This is a genomic window from uncultured Halorubrum sp., from assembly GCF_937146585.1.
GTDB classification, from domain to species: Archaea; Halobacteriota; Halobacteria; order Halobacteriales; family Haloferacaceae; genus Halorubrum; species Halorubrum miltondacostae.
Map to the genome: position 1 here is coordinate 26,040 of NZ_CAKZRO010000143.1, position 25,507 is coordinate 51,546.

The following is a 25,507-nucleotide window of genomic DNA, read 5'->3' on the forward strand; positions in this document are numbered from 1 at the left end:
TGGATGCGGTCCGGCGCGGACCCCGCTGCGGTCGGTCGGCTTCGACGCGATCGCGGCCGCTGCGAGCGGCCCGAACGCTCCGGAGACCCGGCCGATCAGCCGCTCGTGGCGACGTTCTCGGCGGGGATCCGGACGATGACGCGCGCGCCCTCCTCCTCGTCGTGGTGGGGGTACTCGTCGACGCCGAAGTACCGGCGGGCGAGCTCGTCGATGTGTTCGCGAGCGCCCTCTTCGGTCAGTTCGGCCTCCCCGCGGACGGAGACGTACCGGTACGGGTCGTCTGGGTCGAGCACGCTGACGCCGACCTTCGGGTTCTCGCGGACGTTCCGCTCCTTGCGCCGCCCGCGGGCGGTGTTCACGAGGACGTACTCGCGGTCCTCGTGGTCGACCCACACCGGCGTGACGTGGGGGAGCCCGTCCGGTCCGACGGTCGCGAAGTGGGCGTACGACTCGGCCTCGAGGATGTCGACGTGGGACTCGGGGATCACGCCGCGGGGTACGGGCCGCCCCCGGAAAATACGCCTGATCGATCGTCTATGATAGCCCGGTGAGAAGTAATATTAAGACATTATATTATCACAGGCAGATTCCCCTATATGTAGCCAACCTTTACCACTACTCGTGGAATTCGTGTGAGACATGAGTACCAGTCCCGCGGAGACCGCTGACCAAGACCGCCTGTCGGAGACCGAGTACCGCGACCGCCTGCGCGAGCTTCCCCCCAGCGCAAAGCTCGTCGCGAAGGTACTGGAGGGGGACGCCCCCCTCTCGCAGGGCGGCCTCGCCGACGAGTCGCTGCTGCCCGACCGCACCGTCCGCTACGCGCTCAACCGCCTCGAAGAGGAGGGCCTCGTCGACTCGCGGTACAGCTTCAAGGACGCGCGCAAGCAGGTGTACTACCTGACCGTCTGAGCGGGTCGGACGCCGTTTTTCCCGGCTCGTAGTCGAATCGACGCGAGACGACCGGACCGGACGCACACACGCAGTCCTTTTTACCTCCTCGCCCCGATAACCGCACGTATGGACCTCTCGGTCGTCGTCCCGACGCTCAACGGTCGGGACCGGTTGGCCGCCTGCCTCGACGCGCTGGCGGCCGACGCCCCCGACGCCGAGGTGATCGTCGTCAACGGGCCCTCGGCCGACGGCACGACCGGCATGGTTCGCGACCGCGGCGACGTCGACGTGTTGGTCGAGATCTCCGACCGCACGGTGAACGTCGCCCGCAACGCCGGCATCGAGGTGGCGACGGGCGACGCGGTCGCGCTGGTCGACTACGACAATCGGGTCGAGCCGGGGTGGCGCAACGCGGTCGCCGAGGGCCTCGACGTCGCGCCCGTGGCCTCCGGCCCGGTGACGCCGATACCGCTGGACGAGCCGAACGCCGGGGCGACGGGCGTCGGAGCGGAAACCGCGGAGCAGGGCGTCGAGGCCGACGCCGCGAGGTCGGACGTCGAGACCGACGCCGCCGGGACCGGTCCGGGGACGCCGGACGACGCGGACGCGGTCGGCCCGAACGAGCCGGAGCGCAACCGGATCGCCGGCCGGGACGTCACCTACTTCGAGAGCGGGAACGTCGCGTTCCGGCGGGACGCCCTCCGCGACCTCGACGGCTTCGACGAGTACCTCCGGGTCGGCGGCGCGCGCGACGCCGCACACCGGCTCGCGCGGATGGACCGCGAGGTCGCGTGGCGGTCCGGACTGGCCGCGCGGAAGGAGCTCCCGACCCCGACCGCGGCGGACGGCGGGCGCAGCGCGAGCGAGTGGGGCTGGAAGTACCGCGGGCTCGCCTACCGCCTGTTGAAGAACTACGGCGTCCGCCCCACGGTCCTCCTTCGGACCGGGTCGCACGCGCTCGCCGACGCGGTTGCCGCGGCGAAAGACGTGGTCCGCGGCGAGTCGACCCCCACGCGGTGGGCCGCGACCGGACGCGACGTCCTCCTCGGGCTCACCGGCGGGACCTCCGACGGGCTGGTCGCGCGCCGCCGGGACCGGAGCCCCGCCCGGAACCCGAACGGCATCTCGACGCGCGCCGACCGCGCCGTCGCGAAGTACGACCGGCGGGCGGAGCGGGGCGAGCGGAGCGAGGCCCCCACCGACGTCGAGTGAGCCCCGCGCATTTTAACAGCGGGCGCGGTCAACGCCCCGACAACGAATGGGACTCACGAAGCGTATCATCCCCTGTATCGACGTCGACCTCGACGACGAGGGCGACGCCGCGGTGTACACCGGCGTCAACTTCGAGAATCTGGAGTACACCGGCGACCCCGTCGAACTGGCGAAGAAGTACAACGCCGCGGGGGCCGACGAGTTCGTCTTCCTCGACATCACCGCCAGCGCCGACGGCCGCGAGACGATGCTCGACGTGGTGAACCGCGTCGCCGACGAGTGTTTCATCCCGCTGACGGTCGGCGGCGGTATCCGCACGAAGGAAGACATCAAGGAGACCCTCCGAGCGGGCGCGGACAAGGTCTCGATCACGACCGGCGCCTTGGAGCGCCCGGAACTCATCGACGAGGGGGCGGCCGCCTTCGGCAGCCAGTGCATCGTCATCTCCGTCGACGCGCGGCGGCGGTACGACGACGCGGGCGACCACTTCTACGAGGACGAGGACGGCGAGACGGTGTGGTTCGAGTGCACGAAGAAGGGGGGCCGCGAGGGCACCGGGATCGACGCCGTCTCGTGGGCGAAGGAGGCCGAGGAGCGCGGCGCGGGCGAGCTGTTCGTCAACTCCATCGACAAGGACGGCACGAAGGACGGCTACGACGTCCCCCTGATGAAGGCGGTCGGCGAGGCCGTCTCGACCCCGCTGATCGCCTCCTCCGGCTGCGGCAGTCCCGAGGACATGTACGACGTGTTCACCGAGGCGGACGCCGACGCCGGCCTCGCGGCCTCCATCTTCCACTTCGGTGACTACTCGATCGAGGAGACGAAGGCGTACCTCGACGATCGCGGCGTCCCGGTGCGGCGCTAACTACTTTTGTAGTTTCTATTACTCACCGACTGAAACCAACAGTTATTATCCGACCGGGGATCAATCGTGACGTATGTCCACGTCCACGTCATCCGCGCGTGTTCGCGACGAGTCGCCCGAGCTCGTCTGTAAACGGACCGACGGCGACGGCGGCGGCGAGGTGACGTTCTTCGAGCGGGACGTCGACCCGGACGAGCGGACCACCCGGTGGATCACGGTCCGCGAGTCCGACTGCGTTCCCCGCGACGAGTGGCGATAATATCTGTTTGGCAGCGGCTTCGGCGTGTATTTATGAATCGGTGCTAGCGGAGCGGTCACGGATACCTCCAAAGCCCCAGCCGCGGGGCGGGCGCACGCTCGCTGTCGTTCGAAAGGCGCTTCGCGCCTTTCGTGATGACGGGACGCCGGGGGCGTCTCGAACCACGCTCCTCGGTCGCTCACTTCGTTCGCTCGTTATGGTACTTACGTCGCCTGCGCCCGCCCCGCGGCTGCCCCTTTGAGTCCCACCCGCACAGCGACCGCACCTCACGCCTCCCCAGCCTCGTCGGGCGCGTTCCGCGGGCTCCCTCCGGTCGCCCACGTCGTGCCCGACTCCCTCGCACGCGCACCTCGCGGCCGCCGGTGGCTGCCGCTCGGAGGCGCGCGCCGCTCCGCGGATTTGGTGTGTGAATAGTCGCCGGGGTTCGGTCAGTCGTCCGCGGTCGCGGCGTCGGCGAACTGCGGCAGTTCGTCGTCGAGCAGCGCGACCGTCGCCAGCCGGATCGCGTGCGGCCAGCCGAGCGGCGTCGCGCTGTCGGCCGTCCCGTCGTCGAAGTACTGCTCGGGGAGGTACGTCGTCGGCTCGCACAGCGTTCCGCCGGGCGAGACGTGCGCGAGCAGGTCGCGGGCCCGGGCCGCCATCTCGGCGGCGCGCGGGTCGTCGTGCGCCGCGAGCAGCGCGGCGAGCTCCGCGCAGGCGTTCGCCCCCCACGCCGTCGAGACCGTCCACACCTTCTCCGAGAGCTGGTCGGCCCGCCGCCAGCCGTCGCCCTCGTACCGGATCAGGCCGGCGATGTCGTCGGTCTCGTGGGAGAGGCCGTCGACGACCGTCTCGACGTGTGAGACCAGTCGGTCGAGGCGCTCCTCGTCGACCGCGCCGCCGGCTCCGGACCCGTCGCCCGCCGCGCCGAGCGCGTCGAAGGAGCGGTGCGCGGCCGCGAGTCCGAGCGTCGCCGAGTCGAGCCGATCGTCGATCCCGCCGTCGAGCGTCTCGCGGACGGCGTAGCAGCCGCGTTCGGGGACCCAGAGGTCGTCGAGCGCGTCGTACACCTCGCGGGCCCGGTCGCGGGCGTGCGCGGCGAGGTCGTCCGGGAGCGACGCCGCGCCGGGGACGGCGTCGGGGTCGTCGAGCGCGTCGACCGCGAGCCCCTCGCCGTGGCGGCCGAGCTCGCTGTACGCCTCGAGGAACGTCGCGGCGGTGTGGGCGAACCGGCCCGCGGAGTCCTCCCACGCGTTCTGACAGACGACCGGGCGGCCGTCCGGTTCGAGCGTGCGGTCGAGCCCAGCGAGCGCGGCGACGAGGGTCGAGTCGAGCCCCTCGACGTCGACGCCCGCCTCGCGGGCCCGCGCGAGGTACGCGACGACGCTGCCCGTCTGGTCGGCCTGGTAGTCGACGTCCGGCCCGTCCTCGATGCGCGCGTTCGCCCACCCGGGGGCGAGCGCGCCGTCGCGGGGCCACACCCGGTGGGGCCACGAGCCGTCGGGGCGCTGCGTGGCGACGTACATCTCCGCGGACCGGGCGTGCCAGTCGTCGAGGTCGAGGGCGAGCGCGTCGGCGGCCCCGAGCAGGAACCCGGAGATCTCCGCGTCGTCGCGGAACCACGTGTAGCCGTAGCCGCCGGAGTGCTCGTAGTACGGGTCGAAGTCGGGCCCCGCGATCCGGAGCCCGGACGGGGCGGAGAGCAGCGAGAGGACCCGGAGGTCCGCGACGACCGACTCGCGGGCGGGGGCCGACTCGGGGACCGAGGGGAGCGCGTCGGCGGCCGCGTCCGCGAGCGCGTCGACGTCGTCGTGGTCGGCGAACAGGTCGTCGAGACGCTCGCGCGCGGCCTCGCGGTCGGTCTCCGCCCCGTCCGTCAGGAGCGTGGCGACCGTCGCGACCCCGTCGTCGAGCGGCACGTCGGCGATCACCTCGCCGGAGAGGCGCTCCTCCTCGTACCGGTCGCCGTCGCGGTCGCGCGGGAGGTCCGTGGGGTCGTCGGCGAGCAGCTCGGGGAACGTAGTCGGGAGCTGGCCGCGGAGGTCGGCGAAGCCGGTCGCGCTCGCGAGGAAGTCGTGCTCGTCGGCGTGGTACACTTCGACGGCGTCGTCGAACCGGAGCTGCCCCACGCGGTCGTCGCGGCCGTCGGGCGCGAAGCGGGCGTAGACGACGAGCGAGGCGTCCGCGGGGTCGACGGGGGTCGCGTCCGCGTCCCCGTCGTCCGCGCCGGCGAACTCGACCGAGGCCCGCGTGAGGTGCGCGTCGCCGAGCGTCACGTCGTGGCGGGTGACCGTCGCGCGCGGCGTCTCGTGGACCGTCTCGACCAGCGCGGTGTCGCCGACGTACCGCTGCGTCGTGTCGGCCGCGTCGAGCCACGTGACCTCGTCGCCGACGGCGAGCCCGATCCGCGACCGGACGAGGCCGGTCCGGCCGGTGAGCGGGTAGCCGAAGTCGCGGAGTTCGCCGTCGTCGCCGACGTGGACGAGCCGACCGTCGCCGCCGGAGAACCGACCGGAGACGGTGCGCCGCTCGCCGGGGAAGCGCGTCCCGCCGCCGGCGTGGCGCTTGTAGTCGTCGAGCGCGTCGCGAAGCTGCATTACGCGAACACACGCCGCCGCTCGGTATGAAGCTTTGGTGTAATTATTGTTCATTCGTTTGGCGAACGGAAACCCTCAAACCGCGGCGCGCCGACAGCCGGGGCGTGCACGAACCCGGCCCCCCGCGGACGACCAGCGTCGGTGAGTCGGTCGAGCTGGCGGCGCGGTCCCCGGACGCCGACGGAACGTACCGCTGGCGCGTCCGCGACGCGCCCGCCGACAGCGACCTCGCCGCCGGAGACGGCCCGGACCCCGACGCGACCGGGCCGCCGAGTTCGGCGACCGCGACCGGCGGCGACGCCGCGCTCGACCCCGGCGACGGTCCGGTGCTACGGGCCGGCGAAACCGTTCGCGACGACGACCCGGTCGTCCACCTCGCGCCCGACGCCCCCGGAACCTACGTCCTCGCGCTCGACGCGCCCGACGGGACGCACCGACAGCGCGTCCGCGCCTTCCCCGACGAGCGGCGGGAGACGGAGATCCGCGTCCCGGCCGCCGACGTCGCGACGGACGGCGACCCCGACCGCGTCTCGCTGTTGTGGCCCCACAACGAGAACCGGCTCGCGCTCGACCGGGCGGAGCGCGACGGCGACGAGTGGGTCGCGACGGTGCGGGTCCCCCCCGGGCGCCACGGCTTCGCCTTCGTCCCCGACGGCGACCGCTCGGCGGCGTTCCACGGCGAGTGCGAGGTCCCCGGCCCCGGGCGGCCGCGCGTCTCGCTGGACGCGGCAGTCGTCGAGACCGACGCCCCGGCGGAGGCGGACCGGCTCCGCCTGGCGGCCGCGGTCGATCCCGCGCCCGCCGTCGACGACGTCGAGCGCGCCGGCGACCCTGACGCCCTCGACGCGACGTTCCTCGTCGACGACCGCGACGCCGGCCCGGAGACGGTGGCGGCGATCGAGTCGCGGGCGGAGGGCCGGACGCTCTCGGTCCCGCTCGACGCGCTCCCGGACTCGGTCCGGATTCACGCGGTCCCGCACGGGGAGCGGTACGGCGCTGCGGAGACGGTTCGGGTGGGCGCCCCCGCGACCAACGGAGACGACGCCGGCGTGACGGCCGCGTCGGTCGGGGTCACCGACCCGAACCCGACGCCCGAGTGGGCCGAGTCGCCGACGATCTACGAGGCCTTCGTTCGGTCGTTCGCCGGCGACACGCTGCCGACGACGTTCGCGGAGATCGAGCGCCGGGTCGAGTACCTCGAGCACCTCGGCGTCGACGCGCTCTGGCTCACGCCCGTCCTCGCCTCGCCGACGGACCACGGCTACCACGTCACCGACTACTACGACACCGCCGCGGACCTCGGCTCGCGCGAGTCGTTCGAGTCGCTCGTCGCGGCGTGCCACGACGCCGACATCCGGGTCGTCTTCGACCTGGTGATCAACCACACCTCCCGCGACCACCCGGCGTTCCAGCTCCACTCGGCCGGCGTCGACGCGTACGCGGACCACTACCGCCGGACCGACGCGGCCGCCGACGTGACCGGGATCGACTGGGCGGAGCTCGACGACGGCGACGCCCCCGACTACTACTTCGAGTGGGGCCGCATCCCGAACCTCAACTTCGACAGCCCGGCGGTCCGCGAGTGGCTCCTCGACGTCGTCGACGAGTGGGCGGGGGTCGTCGACGGCTTCCGCGCCGACGTGGCGTGGGGGGTCCCCCACGGCTTCTGGAAGGAGGTGGCCGACCGCGTGCCGGACGACACCCTCCTCCTCGACGAGACGCTGCCCCACGACCCGTTCTACGGCGAGGGGGAGTTCCACCGCCACTACGACACCTCGCTGTACGAGACGCTCCGCGCGGTCGGCGCGGGCGAGGAGCCGGCCGACGCGGTCGAGGCCGCCCTCGCGCGCGGCGAGTGGCTCGGCTTCGACGACGGCCGCTCGCAGATGCGGTACGTCGAGAACCACGACGAGGACCGCTACCTCGCGGAGTACGGTCGCGACGCGCTCCGCGCGGCCGCCGCGGTGACGTTCACGCTGCCGGGCGCGCCGATGATCTACGCCGGACAGGAGCGCGGCAACGAGACGTACCGCGGGCCGATCCGGTGGCACGACGGCGACAACGACCTCACCGAGTTCCACCGGCGGCTGGTCGCGCTGCGCGGGGCCGAACCGCTCCTCCGCGACGGCGACGTGACGTTCGAGGGTCGGGCGGCCGACGTGCGCGTCGTCGAGGGGGACGCCGACCGGGTGACCGCGTACGAGCGGACGCCGCCGAGGGGGGACGGGAACGGGGGCGACCCCCTGCTCGTCGTCGTCAACTTCGCGGCGGAGCCGGCGACGGTCGCCGTCCCCGACGGGGTCGAGACGGACCTGTTCGGCGACGGGAGCGCGGTGGAACGCGACGGCGAGGGCGGGGGGCGGGTCGCGGTCGACGCCGTCGCCGTGCTCCGGTGAGCGGTCGGCCGTCGCCGGTGGGTCGCGGGGCCGCGGCGCCGCCCGGTACCGACCCTTATAAGTGTCGCTCGGCAGAGGCGTGCGTATGGACGACCGGACGCTGACCGACCTCCTCCGTCGCTTCGGACTCTCCGACAAGGAGGTCGACACCTATCTCAGTCTGCTCGAACACGGCGAGGCGAAGGCGAGCACCGTCGCCGACGCGGCGGGCGTCTCGAAGCGGTACGTCTACAGCGTGAGCGAGTCGCTGGCGGAGCGCGGCTTCGTCGAGGTGAACGACCACGTCGTGCCGACGACGATCCGCGCGAACCCGCCCGAGGAGGTGATAGACCGGCTCCGGTCCGACGTGGACGCGATGCGGCCCGGACTGGCGGAGCGGTACTCCCGCGTGGAGCGCCAGGCCGAGCAGTTCGAGGTGATCAAGTCGCGAGTCACCGTCCTCAAGCGGATGCGCTCGCTGCTCGAGGGCGCCGACTCCGAGGTGACGCTGTCGCTCACCGCCGGACAGCTCCCCGAGATCAGGGACGCGCTCGTCGACGCGGCCGACCGCGGCGTCTTGGTCCTGCTCGTCGTCTCCGACGCGGCGGCCGACCTCGGCGCGGACGACCCGGCGCTGTCGGGCGTCGCGAACGTCGTCCGCACCTGGAGCGAGGCGATGCCGACGCTGCTCACCGTCGACTCCGCGGCGGGCGTCGTCGCCCCGCCCGAGCTGCTCCGCCGGTCGACGACCGACCGGCAGGCCATCGCCTTCGCGCAGGAGCAGCTCGCGCCGGTGATCGTCGGCTCGTTCCTCGGGAACTACTGGCCCGCCGCGACCGAGGTACTCGTCGCCGACCCGGCGCCGCTCCCGGCCGAGTACACGGACTTCAGACACACCGTCCTCCAGGCGACGTTACGGCTCCGCGCCGGCGACCCGCCCCGGGTGACCGTCGCCGGCAGACGGACCGACGACGACGAGGCGGTCGAACTCGTCGGGCGCGTCGTCGAGACGAAGCAGGGGATGGTAGAGCCGACGAACAACGAGTTCCCGGTCGAACACTCCCTCGTCGTCGAGACGGACGACGGCGAGGTCACCGTCGGGGGGCAGGGCGCGTTCGTCGAGGACGTCGAGGCCGACCTCGTGCGGATCGAGCCGGACGAGGAGTAGGGCGGCGACGCGGGCGCCGGGACGCGGGAGTCCGGGGCGCAGGAGGCCGGCACGGGCCGGTCGCCGTACCGCGCGCAGACGAGCGAGAACTCGCCGTCGTCGGCCGCGAGCGATTCGATGTGGCCCGCGATGTCGAGTAGCGTGGGTCCGATCACGGTTGGGTGGGTCCGGTCGCGTGCGTTCAGTCCTCCAGGCTCGGGTGCGTCTCCTGCGGGTCCGGGTGCGGCTCGGCGAACCGCTCGCGCGTCGCGTCGAGCGCGGCGGCCTCGCGTGCCCGGCGTTCGTCGGCGTCGATCTCCTCGCAGCCGGGCGGCACCTCGCGGCCGCGGTCGGTGAAGTACCCCTCGGGCGCGACCCAATCGTGGTAGAATGGCGCGTCGGCGTCCTCCAACAGCGTGACCGCGACCTCGGCGCCGTGGCCGGCGCACACCGCGGCCTGATGGGGCTTCTCCGCGAGCCGCCCCGCCGCGTACAGGCCGTCGACGCCGGTCCGTCCGCGCTCGTCGACGTCGACGTACGACTTCCCGCGGTCGACGATCCCGACGCCGTCGATCCCCTCCAGGTAGCCGACCTCGTTCTTCGTGGCCGCGACGACGTACCGCGCCCGCACCGGGTCGGCGGTGTCGGTCTCGACGACGAACCGCGCGCCGTCGGCGGCGGCGTCGGACCGCGCGCTCGCCGCCGGGTCGGGGTCGTCCGCCGCGGCGTCGTCGACCGCGCCGACCGTCCCGACCCGGGTGGCCCGCGCGTCGAGCCGGTCCGCGCCGGCGGTCTCGGCCTGTTCGCCGAGGAGGTCGAGGAGCCGGCGCGGGTTCACCCCGAGCGGGAACCCGGGAAAGTTCTCGAGACGCGCGTTGCGCCGCAGGATCGACTCGCCCGGGTCGACGACGAGGGTGTCGAGCCCCTGTCGGGCCGTGAAGACGGCCGCGGAGAGCCCGGCGACGCCCCCGCCGACGACGGCCACGTCGCGAGCCGCGGTCCCGTCGTCGGTCATCTGCCGAACACCCGGCGTGGGCGGCGGTCGACCGCCCGAGTTTCGCTCCGGTCCATACCGGTTCGCAGGGACGCGCCGAAGTAGTGACTTCGGTCGCGGGGGGCGCTCGACCGCGGCGTCCGAACGGGCCCGCCCGCGCCGGTCACCGGCGCACCCGAACCGGCCGCTCGGCCGCGATGAACGGCTCGTCGCGGCCGGCCGCCGCGAACGCGAGGTCGCCGTTCCCGCCGCGCTCGACGCGCCACGTCGGCAAGGCGGGCACGTCGTAGTCGGTCGGGTCGCCGTACGTCGCCGCAACGGCCCACTCGCGGGCGCGCATCTACGGGTCCCCGTTGATGACGTCCGCGACCCGCTCGCGATCGAACAGTTGCTCGTCGTCCGGGATCGCCGGGTACGGACCCTCCTCGTAGCGGGGCCACGCGCCGAACTCCTCGGGATACAGCTGCTTCGCCGTCATCTCCAGCTGGAACAGGTTGAGGACCGGTCCCTGGTAGCGGGCGCCCTGCGGGTGGACGCGGTCGTTCTTCACCGCGGTGACCTCCGACCCGACGGGGTCCTCCTCGAAGGCGGCCCGCCGGCCGGCCATGTCCGTCCCCGGTTCGAAGCCGCCGAGGTAGAGGATGACGTCGGGGTCGGCCTCGAGTATCGTCTCGAAGTCGACGACCGTGCCGGAGTCGACGCTCCCCTCGAAGGCGTCGCGCGGTCCGAGCGGACGCGTGTGTGACGTGAGGAAGCCGGGGTTGCTCAGCGTGTACGCGTAGATCTGCTCGATGTCGGCGGCGGCGACCATGATCGCGGTCGGGCGCTCCGACTCCGGCGGCAGGCGCTCGTCGATCGTCGCGAGGAGGTCTTCGCGCACCGTCGCGAGCGCCTCGTAGCGCTCGCGCTCGCGGAACGCGTCGGCGACGATCTCGAACTGCTCCCACAGGCCGTAGTACTGGTAGCCGTCGGCCCACTCGCCCGTCGGCTCCTGATGGCGGTCGGACAGCGAGTTGCCGAACCACGGCGAGACGCGCTCGCCGATCTCGTCGATGTCGTCGCGGCTCCACGCGTCCTGCCGAGTGATCCACGCCGGGTCGGCGAGGTGGACGTCGCTGTCGAGCTCGTACAGCTTCTCTTTGTCCGGCTGCCACGAGGAGTACAGGCCCGACCAGTCGAGCGAGACGCCCGGGAGCCGCTCGACGAACTGGTTCCAGAGCCCGTCGTAGTAGTCCGGCGCGTGGAGCGCGGTGACGCCCTCGCCCTTCCCCAGCGCGAACGCCATGCCCGCGTGGTGGGTGAGCCGGGTGAACACCGTCTCCGGCGGCGACTCGAACGTCACCTCGCCCGTCGGCGAGATGGACGCCGTGTAACTTCCGTCGCCGGTCTCGTCCGGCTCGCCCGACGACCCGCCCGAACCGTCGTCGGACGGGCCGGAGTCCTCCGCGTCGTCGGCGGGGGAGTCGGACTCGCCGCCGGTACAGCCGGCGAGGAGGCCGCCGAGGGCGACCGCGCCGCCGTACTTCGCGAACGCTCTGCGCGTCGACGCGCCGGATGTTTCGTCGTTGAGCATATTTTTAGGCTACCCTAAAACAACTTAACCGCTCCGATCTTTAGGCCCACCTAAACACTTGCCGGCCCCGGACGCCGGGTCGGCTCACTCCTCGTGTCTGGCTCGCAGCGGCGTGACGCGGGGACCGCGGTCGGTGTCGACGACGTCGGCGTCGACGCGGAACACCTCCGAGAGCAGTTCCTCCGTGACGACCTCCTCCGGCGGGCCGCGCGCCCGGACTTCACCGTCCTTGAGCGCGACAACGCGGTCGGCGAGTCGCGCGGCCTGTTCGATGTCGTGGAGGACGACGACGACGGTGACCTCGCTCTCCGAACGCAGCGTCTCGATGATCTCCATCACCTCCATCTGGTGGTGTAAATCGAGGAACGTCGTCGGCTCGTCGAGCAGGAGCACGTCGGTGTCCTGCGCTAACACCAATGCGATCCAAGCCAGCTGTTTCTGCCCGCCGCTGAGACTCCCGACCTCGCGGTCCCGGAGGTGCCCGCAGCCCGCCAGTTCGATCGCGCGCTCGACGGCGCGGGCGTCCGCCTCCGTCGTCCGCTCGAAGAACCCGCGGTGCGGGTAGCGCCCGTGGTACACCAGGTCCTCGACGGTGATGCTGTCCGGAGAGGTGCTCTCCTGTGAGAGGAGCCCGAGCTTCCGTGCGAGCGCCTTCGTGTCCATCGAGCGGACGTCTCGCCCGTCGAGCAGCACGGAGCCGTCGTCCGGCGCGAGCTGGTTCGCGAGCCCCTTCAGGAGAGTGCTCTTCCCGGAGCCGTTCGGGCCGACGAGCGCCGTCACCGCGCCGGGTTCGGCCGCGATCGACTCGCCGTCGATCACGGGCTCCGGGGCCTCCGGGTAGGCCAGCACGAGGTCCTCGCCGTCGAGGTCGCTCGCGTCGGTCTCCGCGGCGTCGGTGCCGCCCGATCGCTTCGTTTCGCTCGGGCCGCTCGATTCGTCCCGCTCCGTCGCGTTCGCGCGTTCGATGGCCATTCAGAGGTCACCCACGTTCCGCTGTCGCCGCATCAGGTACAGGAAGTACGGGCCGCCGACCAGCCCGGTGACGATCCCCACCGGAATCTGCGCGTCGGCGCCGGTCAGGACGCTCATCCCGAGCCGCGCCCCCACGTCGGCCCCGACCATCAGCGCCGGGCCGACGAACAGGCAGCCGACGATCACCCGCTTGTAGTCGCTGCCGACGAGGTTCCGGACCACGTGAGGGACGATCAGCCCCACGAAGCTGACGATCCCCGCGACCGCGATGCTGGCGGCCGCCGCCAGCACCGCGACGCCGGAGAGCCCGAACCGCACCCGCTCGATGGACATCCCCAGCGACTTCGCCGTCTGCTCGCCCAAGAGGAGGAGGTTCAACTGCCGCGAGCCCGCGAGCGACAGCGTGAGCGCCACGAGCGTCCACGGGAGCGCCGTCCGCACCTGCTCCCAGTCGGTCCCGGTCAGCGACCCGGTCGTCCACTGGATCGCCGACTGGACGACGCCGATGTCGTCCGCGAAGAAGAACAGCCCCGTCTGGAGGCTGTTGAAGACGGTGCCGACGATCACGCCCGCGAGGACGAGGCGGACCGGGCTCGTCCCGTTCTTCCACGCGATGGCGTACACGATCAGGAACGCGACCGAGCCGCCGACCGCCGCGATGATCGGGAGGAACGCCGAGAGGCCGCCGAAGACGACGAGCGTGAGGAGGATCATCAGCCCCGCGCCGGAGGAGACGCCGAGGATGAACGGGCTCGCCAGCTCGTTCCGCGTCACCGCCTGAAAGATGGCGCCGGAGACGGCGAGGTTCATCCCGACGATAGCGCCGACGAGCACCCGCGGCAGGCGGATGCTCCAGACGACGAGCGTCTCGCGCGCCAGCTCCGGCAACTCGCCCCGGAACCCGGTGATCGCCCGCATGAGCTCCTCCCCGACGAGGAAGTTGAGTAGCCACCGCGGATCGAGCAGCACCGCGGGGTCGAGGACCGCCCGCCACGCCTGCCCGACCGTCATCGAGTACGCCCCGAAGCTCACCTGAGCGAGCCCCGCGAGGACGACCAGCGCGAGGCTCCCGGCCGCGACCGTCAGGAGACGGGGGTCGAACAGCCACCCGAGCCGGTCGTCGGCCGCCGCTCGGCCGCCCGCGACCCCGCCGCCGACCGTCGGCCCGTCGCGGCTCACCGCGTCCCCTCCTCGACCGGCCCGGCGTTCGGTCCGTCGCCGGCCGCGTACGCCGCCACCGCCTCGTCGTCCATGGCGTCGAGCAGCGCGTCGGCCCCGTGCGCGTCGACGACCGCTTCCGGGTCGAGGTGCGCGGCGAGCGCGCGGTGTCCCGCCGCCGCGCGGGCCGCCTCCTCGTCGGCGTCGACGTACGCGGAGCGCGCGGCGTCGACGGCGGCCTCGCGGACCCGCGCGAACCGCTCCGAGTCCGGGTCGACCGGTCCGTCCGCGTGCTCGGCGTCGAACCACTCGGCCCAGCGGTTGCGGTCCGCCCACTCGTCGTCGAGCGCCGCCTCGCGGCGGACCCAGTCGACGCGCTCGGCGGCCGCCGGCCACCAGCCGTCGTCGACCCGCGCGTCCGCGACGACTCGCTTGCCGACGCGAGCGCCCCGCCCCGCGGCCGTGACCGCCTGTCGGTCGGCGTCGGACGGGGAAGCGACGTAGAGGCCATCCACCGGGGTCGTCCCGTCGCGGTCGGCGTACTCGCGGTCGAAGGTCTCCCGCGTCTCGCCGCCGCGGTCGCGCCGCTCGAACATGGCGTCCTCGTCGTCGAGCCCGCGCAGGTACTCGCCGCCGTAGCGCGTCGCCGCGATCACTCGGCGGGCGGTGACCGGATCGCCCTCCCGCGGCGTGACGACGAACCGCGCGGCCGCGCCCCCGTCGCCGTCGACGCCCGACCGCGCCACGGACTCGACGAGGTCCGCGACGACCGTACAGTCCGCGCGCTCGGCCTGCGCACGCATGAGGTCGGCGAGCGTCCCGACGTCGATACCGGCCGGGAAGCCCGGGTAGTTCTCCAGGTGCGCGCAGCGCGCGAGCGACGACCGACCGCGGTCGAAGACGGTGACGTCGAGGCCGTCGCGGGCGGCGAACACCGCGGCCGCGCAGCCGGCGGGCCCGCCGCCGACCACGACCACGTCGCGATCGGCGGCGTCGCTCATTCCGCCCCTCCGGTGACGATCGACGCGACCGCGTCGCGGTCGAACAGGCGCTCGTCGGCGGGGATGCCGGGGTAGTCGTCGCCGTGCTCGTAGCCCGGCCACGCGCCGAACCGGTCCGGGAACAGCTGCTTCGCGGTCATCTCCAGCTGGAACAGGTTCATGATCGGTCCCTGGACCGGGTCACCGGACGGGTAGAAGCGGTCGTTCGCGACCGCCGAGAGCTCGCCCGCGACCGGGTGGTCGGCCAGCTCCTCGCGGGTCGCACCGACGTCGTAGTAGGAGGCGATCCCGTACTGGTGGAGGACGACGTCGGGGTCGACCTCCAGTAGCTGCTCGTGGTCGTAGGCCGTCTCGTACGTGACGTCGTCGCCCGCGAACGCGTCCGGGACGTCGAACGGTCGCACGTGCGCGTTCGCGAACCCTGGCTCGTCGGTCCGAGAGGGATAGTAGGTCCCGTCCATGTACAGCAGCGAGGCGACCGTCGGGCGCTCCTCGGCCGGCGGGAGGTCGCTTCGGATCGTCTCGACCAGGTCCCGACGAACCGCGTCGAGCGCCGCGAACCGCTCCGACTCCCGGAACGCGGCGGCGACGCGTTCGCCGATCTCCGGGAGGGTGTAGTACGCGTAGTCGTCGCGGCAGCCCTCGGGCGGCTCGGAGTGGCGGCGGCTGTAGACGTTCCCGAACCACGGGGCGACCCGGTCGCGCACGTCGGCCACGTCGTCCTCGCTCCAGCCGTCGAAGGACGCGAACAGGCAGGGGTCCGCGAGGTGGAGGTCGGAGTCGAGTTCGTACAGCAGTTCGCGGTCGACGGAGATACCGCCGCCGGAGCCGGAGTTGAGCTGCGTCAGTCCCTCGCGGTCGAAGGAGACGCCGTCGAGGCCGGCGTAGTAGGCGTCCAGCGTGTTTCCGCCCGCCTCGGCGTCGAACCCGAGCGAGTTGACCGCGTCGCCGTGTCCGAGCGCCACCGCGAGGTCGGCGTACAGCAGGCTGTACACCATCACGTCCTCCGGGACGGAGTCGAACGCGACCTCGCCGACCGGCGCCATCTCGGCCGTGTACGAGTCGGTGCCGTCGCCCCCGCTCGAGGAGTCGCCGCCGGATCCGTCGGCCGCCGAACCGTCGTTCCCGTCGGAGCCGGACCCGTCCGGCGTCGACTCGGTGCCGCTACATCCGGCGAGCAGTCCCGCGCCGGCGACGGCGCCGCAGTACCTGATCGCGTCGCGGCGCGTGCCGGCGGGTCGGTCCGCGTCTCGTTCCATACGGTTTAGGCCACCCTAAAGGATTAAGACGGTTTCGAATCTTAGGCCGCCCTAAATCCCAGCGGGACGGTCGGACCGGGGAGAGCGGCGCAGACGCGGCGCGGCGGTGACCGGCGGTGTCGCGGGCGATCCGCAGTTTCGTATCGCGCTATGCGATTTATTCGGCGCCGAACGCCCGAACGCTCTCGAACGAGTCGTCGGCGATAGCGGCGGCGATCCCTTCGATATCGGCGTCTCGGGGCACCTCGTGGGGGTACTTCCGGCCGAAGTAGCGGACGAGGTTCTCGACGTCGCGCTCGAGGAACTCCCGGGCGTTCTCGTGGTCGACGGGCACCGCCTGCGGCCAGTCGAAGATAGTGACGCCGCTCTCGGCGACCGCGACGTTGTGCTCGGAGGCGTCGGCGTGGATCCAGCCGAGCTCGTGGGCGGTCGCGAGCTCGCGGAGGATCAGGTCGAGGACGCCGACCGCCTGCTCCGGGTCGAGCTTCGCGCGCGAGAGCTCGACGCCCGCGAACTTCTCCATCACGATGGCGTGGCGGTTGTGATCGACCGGCCGGGGGACGGAGACGTCCGGGTACATCGCCTCCATCGCCTCGTACTCCCGTTCGGCCGCCTTGCGCGCCGTGTACAGCCACGAGACGTGGTCCCGGTCGGCGGTGTACTCGCGCTCCCGTTTCACCTCGCGGAAGTTGGTGTACCCCTCGCGGTGGTACTTCAGCGCGAGCGGCCGGAACGACTGGGCCTCGTACACGTCGCCCTCCTTGCCGAGCCCGAGCGGCGACCCCACGCCGTCGATGGTCTCGCGCTCCGAGAACGTCCGGAGCGCCAGGGCGTCGTACCCCTCGAAGGTGAGCTGGTACCCCTCGTACTGGATCGTCTTCCGCTCGATCAGCTCGCGGTCGAGGCAGCGGTCGATCCGGTAGTCGACCTCTTCGCGCGTCAGGTCGGCGTAGTCCGGGAGCTTGTCGCGGCGGACCCACTCCGAGAAGCGCATCCCCTGCTCGACGCCCGAGAGGAGGTAGAAGTCCTCGGGGTCGAGCTCCGCCATGTCGCCGGCGACGTTTCGCACCATGCGCGCCCCTACTCCGGCGATTCGTAAAAGGGACGCGCGTTCGGCGCCGGGGGCGATATAGCGTATGCCGCGATAGCAAATCTCGATCGGGCCGACCGCGAGGGCCGAGCGCAACCGCTTTCGGAGCGGCGGGCGATGGGGCGAACATGAGCGCGCCCGCGGTCGACTGGCGGCTGATCCGCGAGGAGGCCCGCCCCGGACCGGAGCAGATGGCGTTAGACGAGGTCGCCGCCGAGACCGCCGCGGCCGGGGGTCCGGCCACGCTCCGGACCTACCGCTGGGACCCGAGCTGTCTCACGCTCGGTCGCCACCAAGAGCCGGCGAGCGTCGACTGGGCGTTCTGCGAGCGCGAGGGGATCGAGGTGTCGCGCCGACAGACCGGCGGCGGCGGCATCTACCACGACCGGACGGGGGACATCGCCTACTCGATCGCGGTCCCCGCGGAGACGGTCCCGGGCGAACTGCTCGACTGCTACCACCTGCTGTGCGAGCCCGTCCTCGACGCGTTCGACCGGCTCGGGATCGACGCGGACTACGTCGACGAACCGATGCCGGAGCTCCACCGGCCCGCCTGCTACCTCCGCGAGCTCCACCCCGCACACGACGTGGTCGCCCCGGGGCCGGGCGACCGAACCGACCCGCGGAAGATCGCCGGCAACGCGCAGTACCGCAAGCGCGAGGCGGTGATCCAGCACGGCTCGCTGACGTTCTCGGTCGACGCGGCGCGGCACCTCGGCGTCTTCGCCGACCCGCCGGTGACGGCCGAGGAGTTCCGCGAGCGCGTCGTCGGGATGGACGACCTCGTCGACGTCGACCGCCCGGACGCGGTGGGGACCGTCGAGGCGGCGCTCGCCGACTGGGCGGGCGCGACGCCCGGCGCGACCGTCGACGCGGACGGCTCGTGGACCGACGCGGAGCTGGAGCGGGCCGAAGAGCTCGTCGAAGAGAAGTACCGGAACGAGGAGTGGATCCGGACCCGGCCCGGGAGCGGCGGCGCGTAGGGACGAACGTCGGCGGCGATTCACCCGGTTCCGAAGAGGCTTTTCCGGCCGCCCCCCTGTGACCGGTATGAGTCTCAAGGTCGGCGCGCACGTCTCCATCGCCGGCGGCGTGGACAACGCCGTGGCGAACCAGGTCGAGGTCGGCGGCAACTGCGGACAGATATTCACCCACTCGCCGCAGGTGTGGCAGGACCCGGGCATCGGCGACGAGGAGGCCGAGCGGTTCCGGGAGGGCACCGAGCGCGACCTGGAGGGGCCGTGGGTGATCCACACCTCCTACCTCGTGAACCTCTGTACGCCGAAGGAGGGGCTCCGCGAGAAGTCGCTCGACTCGATGCAAAAGGAGGTCGACGCGGCCGACAAGCTGGGCATCCCGTACGTGAACGTCCACCTCGGCGCGCACACGGGGGCCGGCGTCGAGGGCGGCCTCGACAACGCCGCGTCGGTGATCGACGACGTCGACGTGCCCGACGGCGTCACGATCCTGATCGAGAGCGACGCGGGCGCGGGGACGAAGCTCGGCGGCGAGTTCGAGCACCTCGCGGGGATCGTCGACCGCACCGACACCGACATCGACGTCTGCGTCGACACCGCGCACGCGTTCGCGGCGGGGTACGACCTCTCGACGCCCGAGGCGGTCGATCAGACGATCGGCGAGTTCGACGACGTGGTCGGCCTCGAACACCTGGAGTACGTCCACCTCAACGACTCGAAACACGAGTGCGGCACCAACAAGGACGAACACGCCCACATCGGCGAGGGCCACATCGGCGAGGCGGGGATGGAGCGGTTCCTCAACCACCCCGACCTGGCGGACGTGCCGCTGGCGCTGGAGACGCCGACCGAGGACGGGAAGAGCTTCGCGTGGAACATCGAGCGCGTGCGCGAGCTCCGCCGCGACTGAGGCGTCGTCCGGACCGACGCCGTCCGTCCGACGCGGTTTTAAGTCATTTCGCGGGCGATCCGCGGACATGTCCACCACGAGAGCCTTGCTCGTCGGTCGCCGCCGCGGTCGCGCGGTCGGCCTGGTGGTCGGGTTCGCCGCCGTCGTGGCGCTCGCGCTCGTCGCCGCGTTCGTCGCCGAGTCGGTCGGCGCGACGGCGGCGGCCGCGCTGACCGACCGGCTCCTCCCGCTGCTGGTGTTCTACGCGCCCGGGCCGCTGGCCGCCGCCGGTGCGTACGCCCGCTGCGGGGGACCGGCCTGTCTGACCGTCGGCGCCGTGCCGGCGGTCGTCCTCGGTGGGTTCGTCCTCGTCGGGACGCTCGTCGGCGTCCCCGGCGTCAACGGCGGCGATCCGGGGCTCGGCGACGTGGCGCTGAGCTTCGCCGCGATCGGCGTGACCAGCGCGTTCGTGGGTTACTGCGCCGGCGTGACCGCCGTCCTCGCCGTCGACGTGCTCGGGTTCGGCGGCGGCGAAACCGAGACGGACGGCGACGAAAGAGATCCCGACGAGGAGTGAGCGGCGGACCAAGGGGCGGGCCGCAGTCGATCTCCGGACGTTTATTTTCGCCCGCGCCGAACCGGGGGCGTGCGACGCTTCTCCGCCGAGTACCTCGAACACACCCGCCGCGGGATGTGGGAGGACGATCGCGAAGCGCTCGCCGACCTGTCGCTGTCGAGCCGCGAGCGCGTCCTCGACGTCGGCTGCGGCACCGGGGAGCTGACCCGCGTGTTGGCCGCGGAGACGGGAGCGACGGGGAGTGACGGCGGGACGACGGGGCCGAACGCGTCGGTGATCGGCGTCGACGCGGACCGCGAGCTCCTGTCGGTCGCCCGCGAAGAGAGCGACGGGGAGATCGGCTACGCGGCCGGCGACGCGGCTCGACTGCCGATGGCGGCCGACGCGGTCGACCTCGCCGTCTGTCAGGCGTTGCTGATCAACCTGCCCGACCCGACCGCCGCGGTCCGGGAGCTCGCCCGGGTCTCCGACGACCTGGTCGCCGCGATCGAGCCGGACAACGGCGACGTGCGGGTCGCCTCGACCGTCGCCGCCGAGGAGCGACTGGAGCGCGAGGCCCGCGAGGCGTACGTCGACGGGGTGGAGACGGACGTGGCGCTCGGCGACCGGGTCCGCGAGGCGTTCGACGCGGCGGGGCTCGTCGGCGTGCGCACCCGGCGGTACGTCCACGAGAAGCGCACCGAGCCGCCGTACGCCGAGGCCGCGCTGCGGTCGGCGGCGCGGAAGGCCTCCGGCGCGGGGCTGGCCGACCATCGCGACGAGCTGGTGGCCGCGACCTCCGAGCGCGCGTACGACGACCTCCGCGGGCGCTGGCGCGAGATGGGCCGGGAGGTCGTCGACGCCATCGGCGCGGGCGAGTACGAGCGCGTGGAGTACGTCCCGTTCGACGTGACCGTGGGACGGGTGGCGGGCGGCGACTGACGCGGCGGCGTCCAGTTTCACTTCCGTCCCGGGCGCGTGGCTCACGACTTTCCTTCGAGTGACCTACCGGACGGTATGGACGACAGAATTCGTCGCCACGCCCGCGTGCTCGTCGACCACTGTACCGACGTCGGTCCCGAGGACGACGTGGAGATTCGCGCGCCGACCGCCGCCGAGGACCTCGTCGTGGCGCTGTACGAGGCGCTCGGCCGCCGCGGCGCGCGCCCGACGACCGTGTGGCGGAATCCGCGCGCGACGCGGGCGTACGCTCGCGAGATGGACCCCGACGACTACCGACCGAAGGGACACCGCGTCGCCGCGCTCGCGGAGACGGACGCCGTGATCCTGATAAAGGGCGCGCGCAACGCCGCCGAGACGAGCGACGTCGACGCCGACACGGGGCGGGCGGCGAGCCGCGCGAAGGAGCCGCTGCTCCGGGAGCGGCTCGACACCCGGTGGGTGATCACGCAGCACCCGACGCCCGCCGACGCGCAGCGCGCCGACCTGAGCGCGGCCGCGTGGCGCTCGCTCGTGTACGACGCCGTCGACCGCGACTGGGCCGCGATGCGGGAGCGACAGGCGCGGGTCGCCGACCGGCTCGCGGCCGCCGAGGAGGTCCGCGTGGTCGCCGGCGACGACACCGACCTCCGGTTCGACGTGGCGGGGATGGAGGCGTACAACGACGCCGGCCGGGAGAACATGCCGGGCGGCGAGGTCGCGACCGTGCCGACGGTCGACGGCGTCGAGGGAGAGGTCCGGTTCGATCACCCGCTGCGGCGCGGCGGGCGGGAGGCCGCCGGGATCCGCCTCTCGTTCGCGGAGGGCCGGGTCGTCGACTGGGCGGCCGAGCGCGGCGCGGACGTGCTCGACTCCCTGCTCGGGACGGACGAGGGGGCCCGCCGCGTCGGCGAGCTCGGGATCGGCACCAACGAGGGGGTCGACCGCGTCACCGGAAACGTCCTGTTCGACGAGAAGGCGGCGGGCACGGTCCACGTCGCGCTCGGCGACGCCCTCTCCGAGTGCGTCCCCGACGACCGGACCGGGAACGAGAGCGCGGTCCACGCCGACCTGATCCGCGACGCGAGCGCCGACGCGCGGATCGCGTTCGACGGGGAGACGGTGTACCGGGACGGGGAGTTCCTGATCGGAAACGAGGGCGACTGAGCGAGGCGAGGGCGACCGAGCGACGCGCCGACGAGACCGCGGCGGCCCGGCGTCAGACCATGTCGCCGCGGACGGACGACCCCTCCTGCTCGGCGCGCCGCCCCTTCAGCACGTCGGCGGCCTCGTTCGCGGCGCTCTCGTCGGCGCCGAGCATCCCGAGCGCGGCGGGCAGCGTCGGCATCGCGAGGTCGCCCGCGCGGAGTCGCTCGAACGCCTCCTCGTCGCGGGTGCCGTCCACCCACAGGCAGACCCCGCGGGGGTCGAGCACTTCCTCGTAAGCGTCCCGGGCGAGCGCCCCCTTCAGGCGCTGGCGCACGTTGTCCTCGAAGCTCGCGTTACACACCTCTAGGTGGATCGGCTCGTCGTCGGCGACGAGTTCGGCCGCGAGGCACTTCTCCGGAGCCGCGTACCCGTTGTCGCTCGTCCGCACGCGGTCCGGGTGCGCTGTCGCCCACTCGGCGTCGACCGTCGTACCCACTCCCTGGATCCCGTACTCGGCCTCGAACTCGGCGGCCGCGTCGCCGTCGCCGCCCATGATCACGTCCTTCGTGAGGTAAACGTCGAGCCGGTCGACCGGGTCGAGCCCGAGCGCGACGTCGCCGAACGCCCACACCTCGCGGACGGGCACCGGCATCGGCTCGCTCGCGACGCGATCGACGAGCGACTCCAAGCGGTCGACGGCCCGTTCGCGTTCCATCGGCGAGGAGTACGCGGCGAGCGGGCAAACCGGTTACGCTCGGTCGGGGCGCCGCGCATTCAGATCCCGTCGAGCCGCGCCGCCACGTCGTCCCAGTGGCCGCCCTTCCAGAACCACTGGCCGCACTCCGTACAGCGCCACCCCGGGCGTTCCGTCCCGACGTCGTCTGGGACGTACTCCGGCCGGTCGGCGGGGGAGGCGTCGATCTCGGGGGAGTCGGCGCGCTCGACGGGACCGTTACACGACCCGCAGCGCGTCGGCTCGTCGGCGAGTTCGACCGGGTATCCGGCGGCGGCGAACTCGCGGAGCTGGCCGACCACGTCGCGCTCGGTGAGGAGGACGGCGTCGACGGCGGGGTCGCCGCGGGGCGCGCTGTCGGCGAGCTCGCGGTCACGCGTGAGGAGGACGCGGTCCTCGGCGGCCGCGATCTCTCGGAGCCGGTCGTCGGCCTCGATACCGCGGTCGAGCGCGTAGGCGGCGTCGTAGCCGCAGATCCGGAGGTAGGTCGCGAGCTTGCCGCACATCACGTCGACCAGGACCGGTGGGCGGTCGCCGGCCGACGACTCGGGGGCGTCGCGCTCGGCGTCCCCGGTCACAGGAGGAACGAGCGGAGCCCGTCGAGCGAGCGCGCGTTGAGCACGTCCGCGGCCTCCGCCCACCCGCGGCGCGCGGTGTGGATCCCGTACCGCGCGTTGTCGAGCTCGCGCGGGGCGTGCGCGTCGGTGTCGACGGCGATCGTCGCCCCCGCCTCGATCGCGGCCCGGACGAACTCCCCGTCGGCGTCGAGCCGGGCGGGGTTCGCGTTCACCTCGATCGCGGTGCCGGAGGCGGCGGCCGCCTCGGCGACCGCCTCGACGTCCGGGTCGAGCCCCGGTCGCTCGTTGATGAGGCGGCCGGTCGGGTGGCCGAGGACGTCGACGTGCGGGTGTTCGGCCGCCCGGACCAGCCGCTCGGTGGCCGCCTCGCCGTTCTGTCCGAGCGCCGCGTGCGGGGACGCGACGACGAGATCGAGGGCGGCGAGCGTCTCGTCGTCGGTCGAGAGGTCGCCGTCGGCGTCGATGTTGGCCTCGATCCCGTGGAGGATCGGGACGTCGACCTCGTCGGCCGCCTCGGCGATCGCCGCGGCCTGCTCCTCGATTGCCGCCTCGTCGAGGCCGACGCCGCCGACCATCCCCGGCCCGGTCGCGTGGTCTGTGACGACGTGGTAGTCGTAGCCGCGCTCCGCGGCCGCGGCGGCCATCTCGGCGATCGAGAAGCCGCCGTCGGACCAGTCGGTGTGGGTGTGGAGGTCGCCGCGGAGGTCGCCCGAGTCGACGAGCAGCGGGAGCGCCCCCTCGGCGGCGGCCGCGACCTCGCCGCGGTCCTCGCGCAGTTCGGGCGGGACCGGGTCCATGTCGAGCGCGCGGTAGACCGCGTCCTCGCTCTCGCCCGCGACGCGCTCGCCGACGCGGGTGGCGTCCGTCTCTGCTCCGTCCACGGCGTCGTCGGCGGATTCCTCGTCGACGTCGCTCACGTCGAAGAGCCCGTACTCGTTCAGCTTGAGGTCGCGGTCGATCGCCCGGTTGCGGACGGCGACGTTGTGCGCCCGGGACCCGGTGAAGTACTGGAGCGCGGCGCCGAACTCGTCGGGGTCGACGATCCGGAGGTCGACGCGCGTGCCGTCGGCGCGCACGCTCGCCTTCCCGGTCCCCGCCTCGATGGTCGCGTCCGCGGCGGGCCAGTCGGTGAACGCCTCGACGATCGGCTCGCGCGCCTCGCTGGCGACGAGCAGGTCGATGTCGCCGATCGTCGCCTTCCACCGGCGGATCGACCCGCACACCTCGACGGACTCGACGGCGTCGCGGTCGGCGAGGTACGCGAGCGCGTCGTCCGCGACCGGTCGGGCGTCCCCGAGGCGGGTCCGCTCGCGGGACTCCCGCGCGAACGGGACGTTGTCCAAGATGTTCTCCTCCGTCTTGGCCCCGAACCCGGACACCGTCTGGATCTCGCCCGCCTCCGCGGCGGCCTCCAGCTCGTCTAAGTCGGTGATTCCGAGCGCGTCGTACAGCGAGCCGACCGTCTTCGGGCCGACCCCCTCGACCGCGGTCAGCCCGGCCATGTCGACCGGGAGCTCCTCGCGGAGCGCGGACAGCTCCGCCATCGCGCCGGTCTCGACGTACTCGACGATCTTCGCGGCGATGGCGTCGCCCACGCGGTCGATCTCGGCGACCGCGTCCTCGCCCTCGGCCGCGAGCCCCTCGATCGGCGCGGGGTGGTCGCGGACGTTCTCGGCCGCCCGTCGGTAGGCGGTCGGCTTGTACTCGACGCCCGTCGCCTCGAGGAGGTCGGCGAACTCCTCTAACCGCGTCGCGACCTCGTCGTTCCGGCTCATCGGCGATAGTTCGGCGGCGTCCCACTTATACCGCGGGGCGAACGCTCGTCCGACGGCCCGCGGCGGGCTGCCGGCCGTTTATTCCCTCGGGGACCGTAGCCGCGTCCATGTCGACGGACGACGCGAACGGCGACCGCGACGAGCGCAACGTCCTCGGCGGCGAGCTGGCCGCCTGCGGCCACGAGCCGACCACCGGCTACCTCCGCGACGGCCGCTGCCGCGACGTCGACGGGGACGCCGGCGAGCACACGCTCTGTGCGGTCGTCACGGCCGAGTTCCTTCGGTACAGCCGTGACCGCGGCAACGACCTGATCACGCCGCGCCCGCGGTTCGACTTCCCCGGGCTGACGCCGGGCGACCGCTGGTGTCTCTGCGTCGGTCGGTGGCTGGAGGCCGCGGAGGCCGGCGTCGCCCCGCCGGTCGTCCTCGAGGCCACGAACGAGTCGGTGCTGCGGTCCGTCGACGCCGACCGCCTCCGCGACCACGAGTTCGACCCGGAGGCGTTCGACCCCGAGCCGCTGGACTGAGCGCCGCGG

General features: G+C 72.8%; 25 protein-coding genes. 12 read left to right on the top strand and 13 right to left on the bottom strand.

What is annotated here, in order from left to right; all coding sequences use genetic code 11:
• Window positions 1-95: 95 nt before the first annotated feature.
• The gene (locus Q0116_RS12170; RefSeq protein ID WP_297888676.1) at window positions 96-488 is read right to left on the bottom strand and encodes a PPOX class F420-dependent oxidoreductase; all 393 of its coding nucleotides are present in this window, start codon (window positions 486-488) and stop codon (window positions 96-98) included.
• Between the two features lie 151 nt (window positions 489-639).
• Here Q0116_RS12170 and Q0116_RS12175 point away from each other — a divergent pair, with 151 nt between their 5' ends.
• The 4 genes from Q0116_RS12175 (at window position 640) to Q0116_RS12190 (ending at window position 3,230) form a co-directional block, all read left to right on the top strand.
• The gene (locus Q0116_RS12175; protein ID WP_149797282.1) at window positions 640-912 is read left to right on the top strand and encodes a helix-turn-helix domain-containing protein; all 273 of its coding nucleotides are present in this window, start codon (window positions 640-642) and stop codon (window positions 910-912) included.
• A gap of 108 nt (window positions 913-1,020) precedes the next feature.
• A complete protein-coding gene (locus Q0116_RS12180) occupies window positions 1,021-2,106 on the top strand; it encodes a glycosyltransferase family 2 protein (protein ID WP_297888681.1) in 1,086 nt (361 codons plus the stop codon).
• A gap of 46 nt (window positions 2,107-2,152) precedes the next feature.
• On the top strand, window positions 2,153-2,971 hold the full coding sequence (hisF, locus tag Q0116_RS12185; protein WP_297888684.1) for an imidazole glycerol phosphate synthase subunit HisF: 819 nt from the start codon (window positions 2,153-2,155) through the stop codon (window positions 2,969-2,971).
• Between the two features lie 73 nt (window positions 2,972-3,044).
• On the top strand, window positions 3,045-3,230 hold the full coding sequence (locus Q0116_RS12190; protein WP_099289029.1) for a hypothetical protein: 186 nt from the start codon (window positions 3,045-3,047) through the stop codon (window positions 3,228-3,230).
• 428 nt (window positions 3,231-3,658) lie between these two features.
• On the opposite strand, the gene Q0116_RS12195 is transcribed toward Q0116_RS12190, so the two are convergent.
• Complete coding sequence (locus Q0116_RS12195; protein WP_297888689.1) at window positions 3,659-5,806, bottom strand: glucan 1,4-alpha-glucosidase; 2,148 nt, start codon at window positions 5,804-5,806, stop codon at window positions 3,659-3,661.
• A 104-nt stretch (window positions 5,807-5,910) separates the two neighbouring features.
• On the opposite strand from Q0116_RS12195, the gene Q0116_RS12200 reads away from it, so the two are divergent.
• The gene (locus Q0116_RS12200; RefSeq protein ID WP_297888692.1) at window positions 5,911-8,202 is read left to right on the top strand and encodes an alpha-amylase family glycosyl hydrolase; all 2,292 of its coding nucleotides are present in this window, start codon (window positions 5,911-5,913) and stop codon (window positions 8,200-8,202) included.
• A gap of 85 nt (window positions 8,203-8,287) precedes the next feature.
• On the top strand, window positions 8,288-9,349 hold the full coding sequence (locus Q0116_RS12205; protein ID WP_297888694.1) for a TrmB family transcriptional regulator sugar-binding domain-containing protein: 1,062 nt from the start codon (window positions 8,288-8,290) through the stop codon (window positions 9,347-9,349).
• Window positions 9,350-9,530: 181 nt separating this feature from the next.
• Here Q0116_RS12205 and Q0116_RS12210 read toward each other — a convergent pair whose 3' ends face one another.
• The 8 genes from Q0116_RS12210 to Q0116_RS12245 all read right to left on the bottom strand — a co-directional run bounded on the left by Q0116_RS12210 (window position 9,531) and on the right by Q0116_RS12245 (window position 17,357).
• On the bottom strand, window positions 9,531-10,343 hold the full coding sequence (locus Q0116_RS12210; protein ID WP_297888697.1) for an FAD-dependent oxidoreductase: 813 nt from the start codon (window positions 10,341-10,343) through the stop codon (window positions 9,531-9,533).
• Window positions 10,344-10,485: 142 nt separating this feature from the next.
• Complete coding sequence (locus Q0116_RS12215; RefSeq protein WP_297888700.1) at window positions 10,486-10,662, bottom strand: hypothetical protein; 177 nt, start codon at window positions 10,660-10,662, stop codon at window positions 10,486-10,488.
• A complete protein-coding gene (locus Q0116_RS12220; protein WP_297888703.1) occupies window positions 10,663-11,895 on the bottom strand; it encodes an ABC transporter substrate-binding protein in 1,233 nt (410 codons plus the stop codon).
• Between the two features lie 84 nt (window positions 11,896-11,979).
• A complete protein-coding gene (locus tag Q0116_RS12225; protein ID WP_297888705.1) occupies window positions 11,980-12,867 on the bottom strand; it encodes an ABC transporter ATP-binding protein in 888 nt (295 codons plus the stop codon).
• The gene (locus Q0116_RS12230; protein ID WP_297888765.1) at window positions 12,868-13,971 is read right to left on the bottom strand and encodes an iron ABC transporter permease; all 1,104 of its coding nucleotides are present in this window, start codon (window positions 13,969-13,971) and stop codon (window positions 12,868-12,870) included.
• A 71-nt stretch (window positions 13,972-14,042) separates the two neighbouring features.
• Window positions 14,043-15,026, bottom strand: a complete 984-nt coding sequence (locus tag Q0116_RS12235) for an FAD-dependent oxidoreductase (RefSeq protein ID WP_297888707.1) — start codon at window positions 15,024-15,026, stop codon at window positions 14,043-14,045.
• A complete protein-coding gene (locus Q0116_RS12240) occupies window positions 15,023-16,285 on the bottom strand; it encodes an ABC transporter substrate-binding protein (protein WP_297888709.1) in 1,263 nt (420 codons plus the stop codon). The genes Q0116_RS12235 and Q0116_RS12240 overlap by 4 nt, the downstream gene beginning before the upstream one ends.
• Before the next feature lie 157 nt (window positions 16,286-16,442).
• Complete coding sequence (locus tag Q0116_RS12245; RefSeq protein WP_297888712.1) at window positions 16,443-17,357, bottom strand: serine/threonine-protein kinase RIO2; 915 nt, start codon at window positions 17,355-17,357, stop codon at window positions 16,443-16,445.
• Between the two features lie 146 nt (window positions 17,358-17,503).
• On the opposite strand from Q0116_RS12245, the gene Q0116_RS12250 reads away from it, so the two are divergent.
• The 5 genes from Q0116_RS12250 to Q0116_RS12270 all read left to right on the top strand — a co-directional run bounded on the left by Q0116_RS12250 (window position 17,504) and on the right by Q0116_RS12270 (window position 21,903).
• Window positions 17,504-18,358 (top strand): biotin/lipoate A/B protein ligase family protein, encoded by an 855-nt coding sequence (locus tag Q0116_RS12250; RefSeq protein WP_297888714.1) that lies wholly within the window; start codon window positions 17,504-17,506, stop codon window positions 18,356-18,358.
• 67 nt (window positions 18,359-18,425) lie between these two features.
• Window positions 18,426-19,262: a deoxyribonuclease IV gene (locus tag Q0116_RS12255; RefSeq protein ID WP_297888716.1), complete on the top strand. Its 837-nt coding sequence runs from the start codon at window positions 18,426-18,428 to the stop codon at window positions 19,260-19,262.
• 67 nt (window positions 19,263-19,329) lie between these two features.
• Window positions 19,330-19,818 (top strand): hypothetical protein, encoded by a 489-nt coding sequence (locus Q0116_RS12260; protein WP_297888718.1) that lies wholly within the window; start codon window positions 19,330-19,332, stop codon window positions 19,816-19,818.
• A 69-nt stretch (window positions 19,819-19,887) separates the two neighbouring features.
• Window positions 19,888-20,739, top strand: coding sequence for a class I SAM-dependent methyltransferase (locus Q0116_RS12265; RefSeq protein ID WP_297888720.1), 852 nt, complete (start codon window positions 19,888-19,890; stop codon window positions 20,737-20,739).
• 75 nt (window positions 20,740-20,814) lie between these two features.
• Complete coding sequence (locus tag Q0116_RS12270) at window positions 20,815-21,903, top strand: aminopeptidase (RefSeq protein WP_297888723.1); 1,089 nt, start codon at window positions 20,815-20,817, stop codon at window positions 21,901-21,903.
• 52 nt (window positions 21,904-21,955) lie between these two features.
• On the opposite strand, the gene Q0116_RS12275 is transcribed toward Q0116_RS12270, so the two are convergent.
• The 3 genes from Q0116_RS12275 to polX all read right to left on the bottom strand — a co-directional run bounded on the left by Q0116_RS12275 (window position 21,956) and on the right by polX (window position 24,971).
• On the bottom strand, window positions 21,956-22,600 hold the full coding sequence (locus tag Q0116_RS12275) for a hypothetical protein (protein WP_297888725.1): 645 nt from the start codon (window positions 22,598-22,600) through the stop codon (window positions 21,956-21,958).
• A gap of 59 nt (window positions 22,601-22,659) precedes the next feature.
• A complete protein-coding gene (locus tag Q0116_RS12280) occupies window positions 22,660-23,124 on the bottom strand; it encodes a Mut7-C RNAse domain-containing protein (protein WP_297888768.1) in 465 nt (154 codons plus the stop codon).
• 68 nt (window positions 23,125-23,192) lie between these two features.
• Window positions 23,193-24,971, bottom strand: coding sequence for a DNA polymerase/3'-5' exonuclease PolX (gene polX / locus Q0116_RS12285; protein WP_297888729.1), 1,779 nt, complete (start codon window positions 24,969-24,971; stop codon window positions 23,193-23,195).
• Window positions 24,972-25,078: 107 nt separating this feature from the next.
• Here polX and Q0116_RS12290 point away from each other — a divergent pair, with 107 nt between their 5' ends.
• Window positions 25,079-25,498 (top strand): DUF2237 family protein, encoded by a 420-nt coding sequence (locus tag Q0116_RS12290; protein WP_297888732.1) that lies wholly within the window; start codon window positions 25,079-25,081, stop codon window positions 25,496-25,498.
• The last annotated feature ends 9 nt before the right edge of the window (window positions 25,499-25,507 follow it).